The organism is Paraburkholderia oxyphila NBRC 105797, assembly GCF_000685075.1.
In the GTDB taxonomy this organism is placed as follows: Bacteria; Pseudomonadota; Gammaproteobacteria; order Burkholderiales; family Burkholderiaceae; genus Paraburkholderia; species Paraburkholderia oxyphila.
In genome coordinates, this window is the sequence record NZ_BAYD01000020.1 from 1 (window position 1) to 14434 (window position 14434).

The 14434-nt window shown below is 66.4% G+C and carries 11 protein-coding genes; 7 read left to right on the top strand and 4 right to left on the bottom strand.

Annotated features, from left to right (window positions below; translation table 11 throughout):
- Positions 1-74 precede the first annotated feature (74 nt).
- The 4 genes from BO1_RS15370 to BO1_RS15385 all read right to left on the bottom strand — a co-directional run bounded on the left by BO1_RS15370 (position 75) and on the right by BO1_RS15385 (position 4182).
- The gene (locus BO1_RS15370) at positions 75-1496 is read right to left on the bottom strand and encodes a UbiA family prenyltransferase (RefSeq protein ID WP_028218308.1); all 1422 of its coding nucleotides are present in this window, start codon (positions 1494-1496) and stop codon (positions 75-77) included.
- 216 nt (positions 1497-1712) lie between these two features.
- Positions 1713-2126, bottom strand: coding sequence for a GtrA family protein (locus tag BO1_RS15375; RefSeq protein ID WP_028218309.1), 414 nt, complete (start codon positions 2124-2126; stop codon positions 1713-1715).
- Complete coding sequence (locus BO1_RS15380) at positions 2123-2863, bottom strand: SDR family oxidoreductase (RefSeq protein ID WP_028218310.1); 741 nt, start codon at positions 2861-2863, stop codon at positions 2123-2125. The genes BO1_RS15375 and BO1_RS15380 overlap by 4 nt, the downstream gene beginning before the upstream one ends.
- Positions 2860-4182, bottom strand: coding sequence for an FAD-binding oxidoreductase (locus tag BO1_RS15385; RefSeq protein ID WP_028218311.1), 1323 nt, complete (start codon positions 4180-4182; stop codon positions 2860-2862). The genes BO1_RS15380 and BO1_RS15385 overlap by 4 nt, the downstream gene beginning before the upstream one ends.
- 756 nt (positions 4183-4938) lie before the next feature.
- Between BO1_RS15385 and BO1_RS15395 the strand changes: the two genes are divergently transcribed.
- The 7 genes from BO1_RS15395 (at position 4939) to BO1_RS15425 (ending at position 14389) form a co-directional block, all read left to right on the top strand.
- The gene (locus BO1_RS15395; protein WP_028218312.1) at positions 4939-6006 is read left to right on the top strand and encodes a sugar transferase; all 1068 of its coding nucleotides are present in this window, start codon (positions 4939-4941) and stop codon (positions 6004-6006) included.
- 265 nt (positions 6007-6271) lie between these two features.
- Positions 6272-7597, top strand: coding sequence for a polysaccharide biosynthesis/export family protein (locus BO1_RS15400; protein ID WP_028218313.1), 1326 nt, complete (start codon positions 6272-6274; stop codon positions 7595-7597).
- A 65-nt stretch (positions 7598-7662) separates the two neighbouring features.
- Complete coding sequence (locus tag BO1_RS15405) at positions 7663-9900, top strand: GNVR domain-containing protein (RefSeq protein ID WP_028218314.1); 2238 nt, start codon at positions 7663-7665, stop codon at positions 9898-9900.
- A 4-nt stretch (positions 9901-9904) separates the two neighbouring features.
- A complete protein-coding gene (locus BO1_RS51240; protein WP_043284998.1) occupies positions 9905-10981 on the top strand; it encodes a glycosyltransferase family 2 protein in 1077 nt (358 codons plus the stop codon).
- 34 nt (positions 10982-11015) lie between these two features.
- Positions 11016-12152, top strand: a complete 1137-nt coding sequence (locus BO1_RS15415) for a glycosyltransferase family 4 protein (protein WP_043285020.1) — start codon at positions 11016-11018, stop codon at positions 12150-12152.
- The gene (locus BO1_RS15420) at positions 12140-13363 is read left to right on the top strand and encodes a glycosyltransferase family 4 protein (RefSeq protein ID WP_028218316.1); all 1224 of its coding nucleotides are present in this window, start codon (positions 12140-12142) and stop codon (positions 13361-13363) included. The genes BO1_RS15415 and BO1_RS15420 overlap by 13 nt, the downstream gene beginning before the upstream one ends.
- Before the next feature lie 69 nt (positions 13364-13432).
- Positions 13433-14389: a glycosyltransferase family 2 protein gene (locus BO1_RS15425; protein ID WP_028218317.1), complete on the top strand. Its 957-nt coding sequence runs from the start codon at positions 13433-13435 to the stop codon at positions 14387-14389.
- Positions 14390-14434 lie beyond the last annotated feature (45 nt).

A 14434-nucleotide genomic window follows, 5' to 3' on the forward strand; every position in this document is an offset into this window, starting at 1 on the left:
GCCGCGAATACAAGTTAAGGCCAACGCCCCAGGACCTGCGGCATAAAAAACGCCCCGCCGCAGGTAAAGCCTGATCAAATCGCCAGCACCATAAACACACCACACAACCCGATAACCGCGCAGCTAGCGCGATCCTTGAACGTAAAGACGATCGGATCGTCATGCATCTGCCCCCGGAACGCCAGCATCCACATCCGGCTCACCCAATAGAGCGTAAGCGCAAACACAGCCCAAAGCATCTTCGGATGCCGATACAGCAACTCAAGCTCCGGCGAATTCAGATAAAGCGCGAGCACGAGCACCGAGAGGTAGGCGGCCGCGGTGCCAAACGAGCGCAGTATCGACATATCCTGCGTGATATACCCGCGTCCTGCCGCTTCGGTCTTGCCCTGCTGGAGCATCGCATCGAGCTCGACATAGCGCTTGAGCATCGCGAGGCTAAGAAAGATCGGCACACTAAAGAGTATCAACCAGTACGAAAGCTCGATATTCGCGCACTCGCCCCCCGCGATCACACGCACCGTATAGAGACAGGCAAGCGTAAAGACGTCAATGAGCGTGAGCCGCTTGAGCACGAACGAATAGGCGACGGTCGCAGCCATATAGGCAACAAGCACCGCACCAAATTCCCAGGGCAGCAGCGTGGCAAGCGCGAGCCCCGCGCCAAGCAAGGCGATCGTCAACACGATGCCGAGCGACAGCGGCAGCTTGCCCGAAGCGAACGGCCGGCTGCACTTGCGTGCATGACGGCGGTCGGCGTCAAGATCGAGCATGTCGTTGAGCAGGTAAACCGACGAAGCGCTCACGCTGAACGACGCGAACGCAATGCAGGCCGAGATCACCGCCTGCAGGTCGTTGAAGCGGTGCGCGGTCAGCAGCGGCACGAAAATCAGCACGTTCTTGACCCACTGGTGCACCCGCATTTCCTTGAGCACGAGCGGCAGCATCCGGCGCTTTTCCTCGAAGAAGACGATTTCGGCGTTGACCTTGCGCGCGGCCTCGGCCACCTGGCGATCGCCGACCACGATCGCCTGGCGCGCGCGACTCCACACGGGCACGTCGGCGCGCGCGTCACCGCAGTAGTCGAAGCCGTGATCGCCGAACTGTTCGACGAGCGCGTCGGCCTTGTGCTTGCCGCGCAGGTTCATGCATGCGTTGCTCGCGAGCACGCCGCTGAACAGGCCGAAGTGCGCCGCCACCTGGCTGGCGAAGCGCTGGTTGGAGGCCGTGCACAGATAAAGCGGGCGGCCCGCCGAGCGCGCGTCGCGCAGATAATCGACGAGCTGCCGGTTATAGGGCAGCACGCCAACGTCGAGCGTGACGCGCAGCGCGATCTGATCCTTCAAATAGGCCTTGCCGCGCAGCAGCCAGTAAAAGCAGAGGAATATCGACAGCGGGCTCTGTTTGAGCAGCACGAAGAAGCTCTCGAGCAGGAAGTCGGTCCGGGCGAGCGTGCCGTCCAGGTCCACGCATAGCGGAATAGTCGGATTTGACATGGCGTGCCTCGTGACTGCATTGCAGTGCGCGCGGCAAGTGCGGATACACGAACGGCGCACGATCCTTGAACATCAGGGAACAATCGTAGGGCGGCATCCCGCGCGGTTCTGTTCGCCAACGCACGCCGCTTGCGCGCGCACGTTTCTCCCGATGAATGCGTGCGCACCTTAGGGCCTGTTATTAGCGTGAACAGGCCCTGGCCGTTGGGCACGTCTTCAGGCGAACACGAAGCGCTTGTCGAGCTGATATTTCGCGAGGTAGCCGAGCACAAGGCCGAGCGCGCCGCCGGCAAGGCGGGCTTGCTCGGAATGGAACAGGGCCTGCGCGCCGAACTCCATCGCCCAGAAAATCGCGGTGGTGGCGAGCCCCATGGCGACGTAGCGCGTGAACGTCTCTACGCCATGCGCGATGCTGCGGTGCTCGTAGCGGAAGATCCACACCTTGTCGAGCGCGTATTTGACGACCAGCCCCACGCCCGTGCCGATGCACACCGCAAGCGGGATCGAGAGCGGCCCGTCATAGACGAGCCACGTCATCTTCTGGCTACCAAGGTTCGCGGCCATCGAGATGAGCGCAAACAGCGCATACCACGCCACGAGCGAAACGCGGCCAGTGGCGACCGCGTTCATAGCGACACCCGCTTGAACACGAAGCGCGGCAGCGAGCGGATCACGAGCATGATCGCGCTCCAGAACCACGGCGTGTAGAGCGTGTCCTTGCCCTGGGCGATGGCGCGCACGATGTCGGCGCCCACGCGCTCGGGCGAGGCCACGAGGGGGCCGGGCAGGGCGAGGCCCGCCGTCATCGGCGTATCGACGAAGCCGGGCTTGATCGTCAGCACCCGCACGCCCGCCTTGAAGAGCCGCGCCCGCAAGCCCTCGCAGAATGTCGTGACGGCGGCCTTGGCGGCGCCATAGACATAGTTCGAGGCGCGCCCGCGGTCGCCCGCCACCGACGAGATCACGGCGAGGGTGCCGCTTTGCTGCGCCTCGAACACGCCGGCGAGCAGCGTGAGCAGCGCGATCGTGGAGAGCGCATTGGTCGAGAATTCGTGCAGCGCGGCGTCCACGTCGCGCTCGCACAGGGCCTGGTCGGACAGCGTGCCGTGCGCGATCAGCACGACGTCGATGGTGCCGAGCGCCGCGCGGCAGGCCTCGAGCAGGGCCGGATGCTGCGCGTGGTCGTTCATGTCGAGCACGTGCGTATGCACTTCCAAGGCGCCGCGCACGCGCAGGTCCTGGGCGACGGCTTCGAGCCGCAACGGGTGGCGGCCGGCGAGGACGAGGCGCGCGCCGCTGGCTGCCCAGCGCCGCGCGCACGCGCCGGCGATGGCGGAGGAGCCGCCAATGATCAGAATGTTTTTCATGATTGTGTGGTTCTCTTCCAGAAGCGCGACATCAATGCGGGATCGCGATGCCGCTCGAGTTCCTGCCACGCGGGGTAGGCCGCGCGGAAATGTTCACCGCTCATATGCGCATCTTTCGCCGGATATTGGCGCCCGCCCGATTCGGCCACGATGGCGTCCAGGCGCGCGAAGAGGGCCGTGTTGCGCCGCTCGTCCTGCGGGAAATCGAGCGCGAGCGAGACCCCCGCCATCGGAAACGAAAGCAGGCCCGGCGAGACGAGCGAGCCGCAGCGCTTGAGCACCGCGAGAAACGAGCCGCTGCCGCTCGTGGCGATCGTGTGCAGGATCGCGCGCAGCGCGTCGGGCGCGCTCGCATCGGGGATCACGCATTGATGCTGCTGGAAGCCACGCCGTCCGTAGAGGCGGTTCCAGTGGCGGATGTTGTCGAGCGGATAGAAGAAGCTCGCCGGATCCATGCGCGCGAGTTCGATGCCGGGCCGCTGGCGCCGGTAGTAGAGCGCGTTGAATGCCTGCACTGTCGTGCGGTTCACGGGCGAGAGCGGCAAGACGAACGGCACGGCGCGCGCGCGCTTCGCGGGCAGCGAGAGGTCACCGTCCAGGGCGTGGTCGCCGCAGGTGTAGATGCCGCGCCCGAGCGATTGGCCGCGCGCGAGGCAGTCCACCCAGGCCACGCCATATTCATGCGTCGCCTCGTGGCCGCGCGAGAGCGCGAGGAATTCGTTCAGGTTCGCATAGCGCATGCGCGAGACCGCGATATGGCTCGAGCGCACCGGCATCAGCTGAATCTCGACCCATTCGATCACGCCGGTGAGCCCGAGGCCGCCAATCGTCGCGTGAAAGAGCGCGGTTTCCTCGTCGGGCGCGCACTCGAGCGCCGGGCGGTCCGAGCGCAGCAGCGAAAAGCGGCGCACGTGGCGCCCGAAGGTGCCGCGCACATGGTGGTTCTTGCCGTGCACGTCATTGGCCACGGCGCCGCCGAGCGTCGCGAACTGCGTGCCGGGCGTGACCGGCAGCATCCAGCCGCGCGGCAGGCAGACGGCAAGCAGCTCGCCGAGCGTCATGCCCGCCTCGGCGCGCACCACGCCGCTCGTCCAGTCCGCGCTCATGAAGCGTGCGAGGCCGCGCATCGGCAGCACGTGGTCGGTGGCCGCGAGGCAACTGTCGCCATAGCTGCGCCCATTGCCGAATGCGAGCGTCGTGCCGAGCCGCGTGCAGGCGTCGGCGAGCCGCGCCCGGATCGTGTCGCGCCAGGCCAGCGGTTCACTCGATTGGGGCGCATAGGGATAGCGTCCCCACGATTGCAGCTTTGAGGCGCTCATGGATGGCGATGCCGAGTCGAATGCCGTGCATCGTGGCAGAGCGTCGCCGCGCGGACCGTTGCCCAGACCACAGATAAAGAGGGTCGCGGGCGCGCATGCGGCGTTCATGCGTGCGGGCGCGCGGCATGCATGAACGCCGCAGCACCGGGCGACGCGTGCAAAGCCGCCAGGGGTGCGGTTGTTTACTGTTGGCGCGCGCCCTGGGCGCATGGGTCTGATGAAACGCTCGCCTCGCTTGTGCCGCTCACGCCCGGCTTCGAAACGAACTTTCTCTTCAATCAGATCAATGGGCCGATGACGAGGCCGATGAACAAGCCGATGAATGCGCTCACCCGTGCACGGCAGCCGCACAGCGCGAATTCCTGGCGCCACACACATTCTTCAGATCAGTAGATCTCGCCCCAATCGGTGCGGTTGCGCACGCAACCGCAAGCGTTGCGCGCGCCAGCACTTCGCGCGACCACCGCGGTCGTGACGATCGCGAACCATTGGTGGGGTTGCGCACGGAATCGATGTTGCGCTGCCCGTACCGTGTCGATGTGGACCCGGACGTCGCCTGAGCGGTGCCGGGATCTGCAACTCAAGCGTGCTGCGTGGACAGGACGACCTGCGAGCGTCATCTCGCGTGGCGGTGAACGGGGAAAGCTCACATCGTTCGGCGCCGACGCCAGATGACCGTTGCAGGTGACGCGACAGCAACGCACTGCATGGGGGGCGAACACGTTCACCGTACACGCCACGTTTTGGGGTAGGGATATGTCTGCGCTATTTCATCGCGCGATCGATATCGCGCTTATCGTGCTGGGTGCTTTTGGCGCTTTGCACCTGAATCTGAATCTCCCCGATGTGGGCCCGGCGCATCGTCTGGATCCGACGCTGGTCGCCTTCGTGGCGGCGCTGGCCTTGTCTGTGTTTCCCGCGTGCGGCACCTATCCTTCGCGCGGCAGCCGCTCGGTCATGAGCGTGGCGAGCCGCACCGCGTTCGCGTGGCTCGCGGTGCAGCTGTGCGCGCTCGCGTTGCTCTACGGCCTGCATCGCGATCATCTGATTTCCATGCCGTGGTTCATTTACTGGACGTTCACCTCGGGCATCTCGCTGCTCGCCTCGCACACCCTTTTCGTCGGCGGATTCAGCGCGGCGCGCCATGCGGGTGCGTGGCTGCGGCGCGGCAATGCCGCGCGCGAGCCGCTCGAGACGCGCTCGCGCACGGTCGTGATGAAGCACGCGGTCAAGCGCGTCTTCGACATCGTCGTCGGTCTCACGCTGATTGTCATGCTGCTGCCGGTGCTGGTCTTGCTGGCGCTGATCGTGAAGAGCGATGGCGGTCCCGCGCTGTACGGCCATACGCGGGTCGGGCGCAATGGCCGCAAGTTTCGGTGCCTGAAGTTTCGCTCGATGGTGGTGAATTCGAAGGAGGTGCTCGAGCAGTTGCTCGCCACCGACCCCGAGGCGCGCGCCGAGTGGGAGCGCGAGTTCAAGCTCAAGCACGACGTGCGCGTCACGCGCATCGGCCGCTTCCTGCGGCGCACGAGCCTCGACGAGCTGCCGCAGCTCTGGAACGTGGTGCGCGGCGAGATGAGCCTGGTCGGGCCCCGTCCCATCATCGACCAGGAACTGGAGCGCTACGGCACCGACAGCAAGTACTACCTGATGGCGACGCCCGGCATCACGGGGCTCTGGCAGGTGAGCGGACGCTGCGAAACCGACTATGCAACGCGCGTGTCGCTCGACGTGAACTACGTGCAGAACTGGTCGCTGCATCGGGACATCGAGATTCTGTTCAAGACCTTCTTCGTCGTGATTCGAGGGACCGGGGCGTATTGACGGAAGGCAGGGCTGCGGGCGCTGCTGGCATGGGCGCACGACGCAAGGAAAACACAAAAACAAGCGGCAGCAGGGCAATCAGGGAGGAAGTGGTTGGCGGTGGCAGCAAGAAGCAAGTAGTTGAAGCATGCAGGTACGCAGGGAGGGGGACAACTGCGAGTAACAGGGCCTGTTATGAGCGGGAACAGGCCCTGAAGTTCGTAGCCGGGATCCGTGGCGCAAACGACGCCATGGGACGGCCAAACGCAAGATTGGGGGTAGGACGATGTTACTCAGCAAGCTTTGCAGGACATGGCTGACGTATGCGCGCAGCGCGGGCATACGCTCGTTGCGTCAGGTGGGCCGCCTGAATCGAGCTGGACGGACGTGGCTGTCAAGCGGGCACGGGAGTGCGCACGCGCTCGCGCAGCCGGCCAGGATCACGAAGGGGCTGGCGTCGGCGGCTGCGGTCGCGGCGCTGGCGGGTTGCGCGTTTTCTCCGGGCATGTCCTACAGCGGCATACCCGCCGATTCGGGCGGCGGCTCGCTTGCCACGACCGGCTCTGCCATGCCGGGCGGCACGAACGTCGCTGCCACCTCGCTCGCGAAGGCGGGCGCGGACGGTGCGCCCGCGGGCTCGCTGATCGAAATCACGCGTGAGCTCGTTGAGAAGGAGCGCGCCGAGCGTCCCGTGGGCGTGCCCACCGACGTCAAGGCACTGTTCGCCACGCCCACGCCATACGAAGTCGGGCCGGGCGACATCCTGAGCATCGTGGTGTGGGATCACCCCGAGCTCAACATGCCGGGCGCGGGCGGCGGCCCCGATTCGTCCGGTGCCAGCTCGGTCACGCAGGGCTATACCGTCGACACGAACGGATTTATTCAGTATGCCTACATTGGCCCGCTCAAGGTCGCGGGGCTCACGGAGATGGGCGTGCGCGACGCGCTCGCCGACAAGCTCGCGAAATACGTGCGCCAGCCGCAGGTCACCGTGCGCATCCAGACCTATCGAAGCAAGCGTGTCTACCTTGACGGCGAAGTGAAGACCCCGGGGGTGCAGGTGCTCAACGATATGCCGATGACCCTGCCCGAGGCGATCAACCGCGCGGGCGGCTTCACCGACAAGTCGGACCGCTCGCGCGTGGCGGTCACGCGCGGCGACTCGACCGTGGTCGTGGATATGCCCGACATGATCCGCAAGGGCGCGAACCCCGACCGCATCATCCTGCGTGACGGCGACCTCGTGCGCGTGTATGCGGCGGCCGACAGCAAGGTCTTCGTGATCGGCGAGGTGCAGCGTCCTGGCGGCGTGGAGTTCAACAACGGACGCATGTCGCTGAATCAGGCGCTGGGCGATGCGGGCGGCGTCAGCCAGGTCTCGGGCGACGCCTCCCAGGTGTACGTCGTGCGCGGGCGCGACGCCTCCAAACCGCAGGTTTACCACCTCGATGCCTCGTCGGCCGCCGCGATGGCCACGGCCGATGCATTCGAGCTGAAGCCCAACGATGTCGTCTTCGTCGACGCCTCACCGCTGGTCAAGTGGAGCCGCGTCATCGGCCTGATCCTGCCGGCCACCCAGGCGGCCGCGGCGGGCCGCGCCGTGGGCTACTGAACCAGACAAACATAGCGCGCCGCCCGCGCCTCATGAGGCAGCGGGCGCGGCGATGGAGAGAACAGATGAGCCAGCGTGATTACCTGATCCAGGGGCCCCCCGAACAAGGGCTGCCCGCTCCGCCCGAGGGCGGACACATAGGCGGCGTGCTCGACACGCTTTACCAGAGCCGCAAGATGATTGTCATCGTCACCGCGCTCTTTACGCTCGTCGGCGGCGCGTATGCGCTGCTTGCGCGGCCCGTCTATCAGGCCGACATCCTCGTTCAGGTCGAGGAGAACCAGAATTCCGCGAAGAGTGCGCTGGCCGATGTCTCGTCGATGTTCGCGGTGAAGACCGCGGCCTCGGCCGAGATCGAGGTGCTGCGCTCGCGCATGATCGTCTCGCGCGCCGTGGACGCGACGCAACTCTATCTCGCCGTCACGCCGCGCTTTTTCCCGGTGGTGGGCCAATGGATCGCGCAGCATATCCACGTGCCGGCCTGGGCCGGCTGGGGCGGTTACGCGTGGGGCAAGGAGGCGATCGACGTGGCACGCTTCGACGTGCCCGACCGGCTGCACGGCGCGCGCTTCATCCTGACCACGAAGCCGAACGGCGCCTACACGCTCAGCCACGACGGCGTGCAGCTCACTGGCAAGGTGGGCGAGCCGCTGCACACGAACGTGCCGGGCGGCGCCATCGACCTGCTCGTGAATTCGATCGATGCGCGTCCCGGCGTGACCTTCGAGCTCGTGCGCAACTCCGAGCTCGCCGCGATTCAGGCGCTGCAGGCCGGGTTGCTGATCTCCGAGAAAGGCAAGGAGTCCGACGTGATCGGCGTCGCGCTCGAAGGCGGGGACCCGGTCAAGACGGCCGCGATCCTCAATGCTATCGGCAGCGAATACGTGCGCCAGAACGTGCAGCGCACGCAGGAAGAGGCCGAGAAGCAGATTGCCTTCCTCGACAAGCAGCTGCCCGAGCTCAAGGCGCAGCTCGAAAAGGCGGAAAGCGAGTTCAACGCGTTTCGTTCCGCGCACGGCGCGGTGGATCTGAGCGCCGAGGCCACGGCGCTGCTGCAAAGCTCCGCACAGGCGCAGTCGCGCATCGCCGATCTGCGCCAGCAGCGCGCGCAACTGCTCGCGCGCTTCACGTCGGATAACCCGGCGGTGATCGCCATCGACGGCCAGCTCGACGAAGCGCAGAAGTCGCTCGCGCTGCTCGCCACGCAAACGCGCGCGCTGCCGCCGCTTGAGCAGGGCGTGCTGCGGCTGCAGCGCGAGGTGACGGTGGACACCAATATCTATACGAACCTGCTGAACAACAAGGAGCAACTGCGCCTGCTCAAGGCCGGCAAGGTCTCCAACGTGCGCCTGATCGACACCGCCGTGACGCCAGAAAGCCCGGTCCGGCCCAAGCGCGCGTTCATCGTCGTGGCGGCGCTGCTCACGGGACTGTTCGCGAGCGTGGCGTTTGCGCTCCTCAAGCGCAAGCTCAACAGCGGCATCGCGGTCGTCGACGACATCGAAGTGGGCACCGGCCTCACAGTCTACGCCGCCGTGCCGCGCAGCCGCGTGCAGCACGTGCTCACGCGGCGCCTGCCGTCGAGCACGCCGGGCACGACTACGGTGCTCGCGCGCACGGCGTCGTTCGACGCGGCCGTCGAGAGCCTGCGCAGTTTTCGCAGCGCGCTCGAGTTCGCGCTGGAGGAGGCCACCAATCACATCGTGCTGCTGGCCGGCCCCACGCCCGTGGTGGGCAAGTCGTTCGTCTCGGTAAACCTCGCGGCGCTGCTCGGCTCTTCGGGCAAGCGCGTGCTGCTGGTGGACGCCGACTTGCGGCGAGGCTCGCTCAACCGGCACGTTGGCGTGCCCTCGAGCCCCGGCATCACTGACATCGTCGAGCAGGACGGCGGTTACGACCAGGTGGTGCATCCGCAGGTCATGCCGGGCGTCGATTTCGTCGCCAACGGCGGCTATGTGACGAACGCGAGCGAGCTGCTCAGGAGCCACAGCTTCCAGCGCTTCACGCAGTGGGCGGACGGCATCTATGACGTCGTGCTGATCGACGCGCCGCCGATCCTGCCGGTGGCCGACTCGGGCATCGTGGGCAATCTCGCCGGCACGGTGTTCCTGATCGCGCGCTACGGCGTGACGAGCGTCTCGGAGCTGCGCGAATCGGTGCGCCGCTTCGAGCAGATCGGGGTGCCGATCCGCGGCGTGATCTTCAACGACATGACCTCGCGGCCCGGCAAGTACGGCAGCGAATACGCCGCCTATGGCTATTCGAGTTACGGCGAGCCGCAAGGCGGCGCCACCTGGAGCTGACTCCATGAAGGACATCACCGTTGTCATCGGCAACTACAACTACGCGCGCTTCCTGCGCGAAGCGATCGACTCGGCGCTGGCGAACGTGCAGGCAAGCGCGCGCCCGGGCTGGGGAGAACGCGTACGCGTGCTGGTGATCGACGACGGCTCCACGGACGACTCGCGCGCGATCATCGAGAGCTACGGCGATCGTGTGACGCCCGTCTTCAAGGAGAACCAGGGTCAGTCCTCCGTCTACAACCTCGGCCTCTCGCTCGTGCAGACGGAGTACGTGCTGTTTCTGGACTCGGACGACATTCTGTATCCGGAGGCCATCGGCGAAGTGCTGCGCGCGTTCGAGTCGGGCGACTACGCCAAGGTGCAGTTCCGGCTGGACGTGATCGGTGAGGACGGCATGCGCACCGGCGTGCGCGTGCCCAATTCCACGCCGCCGAGCGACTGTGCGGCGCTGTTGCGGCGCGGCTGGCTCTATCCCTCTCCGCCGGCCTCGGGCAACGCCTACCGCGTGAGCGCGTTGCGCTCGGTCTTTCCGATTCCGATGTCGATGCGTCACCGCAAGGCCGCCGACTTCTTCGCGATCTACGGCATCGCGCTCACCGGCGCGATTTGCGCGCTCGACAATGCGCTGGGCGGCTACCGCGTGCACCGCAAGGCTGCGGACAAGCGCGGCCACTCGATCGGCCATGCGGGCCTCTCGCTTGGCAACTGCGAGGACGTGAGCGAAGTGGAGCGCTCGTTCCCGTGGCGCTGGCAGACGCTGCGCCACATGATCCGTACGCGTCTGGGCGAGGACTTGCCGGAGGATTTCATCGACTTTTCGTTCGAGAAGAACCGGCTGTGCGTGCGGCTCTACGATGCGCCGACCGTCGAGCGCTGGCACTGGCTGGTGTTCGAGTCGCGCCGCTACTTCGCCTCGCTCGTGCACAACCCGTACTGGAGCATCGGCAAGAAGCTGGGTGTGCTCGGACTCACGCTGATCTGCCTGATTCCGGGTCGCCAGGCCAATAATTTTGCACTGCGATACATATCGAATCCGGCTGCACGTTTTGCCACGCACGGCTCCGCCGCGGCGCGCGGCTGAAGACCGATCAAGGGAACCCGTCCGGACCATGCCGATGAAGACTCCGCAAGCCCGCCCACTGGTGATCAACGGCCGCTTTCTCGGCCGGCGCGCCACCGGCGTCGACCGCTTCGCCTTCGAGACCGTGCGCGCCATCGACGAGCTGATCGAGGCGGGCGATCCGCTCGTGGCGGGCCTGCAGGCGCAGATCGTCGTGCCGGCCGCGCTTGCCGACATGCCGAACCCGTTCACGCACGTGCGCCTGCGCGCGAGCGGCAAGGGCGGCGGCCTGCGCTGGGAGCAATTCGCGCTGCCGCAAGCGGCCGGCGGCGGCCTGCTGCTGAACCTGTGCAATTCGGGGCCGCTCCTGTACCGCAGCCAGGTGACGGTGCTGCACGACGCGGCACCCGCGCGCGTGCCCGACAGCTATAGCCGCTCGTTCGTCGCGTGGTACCGGCTGATGGCGCCGAGCATCGGGCGCATCGCGCGCCGCGTGATCACCGTCTCCGAATTCTCGCGGCGCGAGCTGTGCGAGGCGTACCGCATTCCGTTCGCCAAGATCGGTGTGGTGCTGGAGAGCGGCGAGCACATGCTGCGCATGCGCGGGGCACAGGACGCACGCGATAAGCAGTCCGGGTTGGCCGACACCGCGGCCAGCACCGGCGCAGCGGGGCGTCCATTCGTGCTTGCCGTCGGCAGTCTGAACCGTCACAAGAACTTCCAGCTCGTGGCCGACGCGGCACGGCTCATTCGCGACGCGCGCTTCGACATCGTGGTGGTCGGCGGCGGCGACCCGCGCGTGTACGGCGCTTCGGGCGGCTCGCTCCCCGGTTTCGTGAAGCATCTGGGCTACGTGAGCGACGAAGATCTCGTTGGGCTCTATCGGCGCGCCGCGTGCTTCGTCTATCCGTCGCGTTACGAGGGCTTCGGCTTGCCGCCCGTCGAGGCGCTCGCGCTCGGCTGCCCCGTGATCGCCTCGCGCCTGCCTTCGGTCATGGAGGCCTGCGGCGACGCCGTGCTCTACACCTCGCCCGACGATCCCGCACAACTCGCGGTGCTGCTCGAGCGCGTCACCGCCGACGCCGCGCTGCGCGAGACGCTGCGCGAGCGCGGCCGCGAGCGCACCGCCGCACTCACCTGGCGCGCCACCGCCGTCAAGCTGATCGAGGAGATTTCGCCATGGCTCATGTAGTCCACGCCAATCTTGCCGCGAACGATATACGGCGCTTCGGCCGGGTGGCGATCGTGCACGACTGGCTGGTCGCGTATGCGGGCTCGGAGAAGGTGCTCGAGCAGATCATCCAGATGTGGCCCGATGCCGACCTCTTCAGCATCGTCGACTTCTTTCCCGAGCAGCATCGCGGCGCACTGGGCGGCAAGCACGCGAGCACCTCGTTCATCCAGCACCTGCCGCGCTCGAAGTCGTCGTTTCGCAGCTATCTGCCGCTCATGCCGCTCGCCGTCGAGCAGTTCGACCTGTCGGGCTACGACCTCGTGCTCACCTCGAGCCACGCGGTGGCCAAGGGCGTGCTCACGGGCCCCCACCAGGTGCACGTGAGCTACGTGCATTCGCCGATTCGCTACGCCTGGGACCTGCAGCATCAATATCTCGCGGAAGCCGGCATCAAGCGCGGCTTCAAGAGCTGGCTCGCGCGCAGCGTGCTGCACTACATGCGGATCTGGGATCAACGCACGGCGCATGGCGTCGATGCGTTCGTGGCGAACTCGGCGTTCGTGGGGCGGCGCATCCGCAAGGTGTACGGCAGCGACGCCACCGTGGTCTATCCGCCCGTCGACGTCGAGCGCTTCGAGCTCGGCACGCAGCACGAGGACTTCTATCTGATTGCGTCGCGCATGGTGCCGTACAAGCGCATTCCACTCATCGTCGAGGCCTTCGCGGCCATGCCCGAAAAGCGTCTCGTGGTGATCGGCGACGGGCCGGACTTCGAGCGCGCGCAAGCGCTTGCCACGCCCAACGTCACGGTGCTTGGCTACCAGCCGGACAGCGTGCTGGTCGACCATATGCAGCGTGCGCGGGCGTTTGTGTTCGCCGCCGAGGAAGACTTCGGCATTTCGGTCGTCGAGGCGCAGGCGTGCGGCACACCGGTGATTGCGTTTGGCCGCGGCGGCGCGCGCGAGACCGTGATCGACTCGCACGATCCCGAGCTCGCCACGGGACTCTTCTTCGAGGAGCAGAGCGTGGCCGCCATCGTCGATGCGCTCGCGCGCTTCGAGGCGCATGTACCGTTTCGCCCGGAAGTGTGCCGGCGCAACGCGCAGCGCTTCACGGCCGAGCGGTTCCGGCGCGAATTCTTGAGCGTCGTCGAGCGCACGGTGCGAGCGAGCCAGGACGTCGACGACGAGCCCGCTCTCACCCGGGCCCGGCGCTGGCGCTCCGCGTGAGCCGTGGCGAGCGACCCACCAGAGACTGACTCAAGACCGACTAACCATTCGAGAACATCGGGGAAACGCATGAAGAGGTACGTCATCGTGGCGACTAAAGGGCGGCCGGTCGAAACGGCCACGCTGCTCGACTTCCTGAACGAACAGGAGGCGCCGCCGCACGCGGTCTATATCGTCGGGGCGAGCGCGGCCGATCTGCCGCGTATCGAAGGGCATCCACTCTGCGCCACGGCGGCTGTCAAGCTGCTGATCGCGAAGGGATCGGGTCTGACGACCCAGCGCAATGCCGGTATCGAGGCACTGCTCGCGGATGTGCGCGGCGCGCAATCGAATGGGTCCGCGAATGTGTCCGCGAATGTGTCCGATGAGGCGCGCTGGTTCGTGAGCTTCTTCGACGACGATTTCAGGCCGCATCGTGGATGGTTGCGCGGATGCGAGACGCTGTTCGAGGAGAACGCGCACGTGATCGGCATGACGGGGCAGATCCTCGCCGATGGCGTCAAGGGCGGCGGCCTCACGGAAGCTGACGCGCTCGCGTGGCTCTCGGGCGAGCGCGCCCCGCAGGAGCACTGGGCCACGGGCGCGCAGCGACGCGAGATTGGCTGTGCGTATGGCTGCAACATGGCGTTCGTCGACCGTGTGATCCTGCAATGCCGCTTCGACGAAGCGCTGCCGCTCTACGGCTGGCAAGAGGACTACGACTTCACGGCGCGCGCGCTCGCGCACGGAACGGCGGTGTACGAGCCGTCGTGTCTGGGCGTGCACATGGGCGTGAAGAGCGGCCGGACCTCGGGCGTGCGTCTGGGCTATTCGCAGATCGCCAATCCGATCTATCTCGCGCGCAAGCACACCATGGCGCCGCGGCGCGCATGCAGTTTCATTTCGCGGCACCTGTGCTCGAACCTCTATCACAGCATGCGCGGCAATCCGCTGTTCGACTATCGCGGACGGCTCAAGGGCAATGCGCTCGCGTTCGTGGACATCCTGAAGGGCATCCTTCATCCGCAGCGCATCCTCGAACTCTGAGCGCGCGGCGTGCGGTGACAGATAAAGACAGACAACGGCGCGCGC

Excerpts from the sequence above, each read along its gene's own strand:
- BO1_RS15385 (WP_028218311.1), bottom strand. The coding sequence starts at position 4,182 with ATGAGCGCCTCAAAGCTGCAATCGTGGGGACGCTATCCCTATGCGCCC.
- BO1_RS15375 (WP_028218309.1), bottom strand. The coding sequence starts at position 2,126 with ATGAACGCGGTCGCCACTGGCCGCGTTTCGCTCGTGGCGTGGTATGCG.
- BO1_RS15420 (WP_028218316.1), top strand. The coding sequence starts at position 12,140 with ATGGCTCATGTAGTCCACGCCAATCTTGCCGCGAACGATATACGGCGC.
- BO1_RS15415 (WP_043285020.1), top strand. The coding sequence starts at position 11,016 with ATGAAGACTCCGCAAGCCCGCCCACTGGTGATCAACGGCCGCTTTCTC.
- BO1_RS15425 (WP_028218317.1), top strand. The coding sequence starts at position 13,433 with ATGAAGAGGTACGTCATCGTGGCGACTAAAGGGCGGCCGGTCGAAACG.
- BO1_RS15395 (WP_028218312.1), top strand. The coding sequence starts at position 4,939 with ATGTCTGCGCTATTTCATCGCGCGATCGATATCGCGCTTATCGTGCTG.
- BO1_RS15400 (WP_028218313.1), top strand. The coding sequence starts at position 6,272 with ATGTTACTCAGCAAGCTTTGCAGGACATGGCTGACGTATGCGCGCAGC.
- BO1_RS51240 (WP_043284998.1), top strand. The coding sequence starts at position 9,905 with ATGAAGGACATCACCGTTGTCATCGGCAACTACAACTACGCGCGCTTC.
- BO1_RS15370 (WP_028218308.1), bottom strand. The coding sequence starts at position 1,496 with ATGTCAAATCCGACTATTCCGCTATGCGTGGACCTGGACGGCACGCTC.
- BO1_RS15380 (WP_028218310.1), bottom strand. The coding sequence starts at position 2,863 with ATGAAAAACATTCTGATCATTGGCGGCTCCTCCGCCATCGCCGGCGCG.
- BO1_RS15405 (WP_028218314.1), top strand. The coding sequence starts at position 7,663 with ATGAGCCAGCGTGATTACCTGATCCAGGGGCCCCCCGAACAAGGGCTG.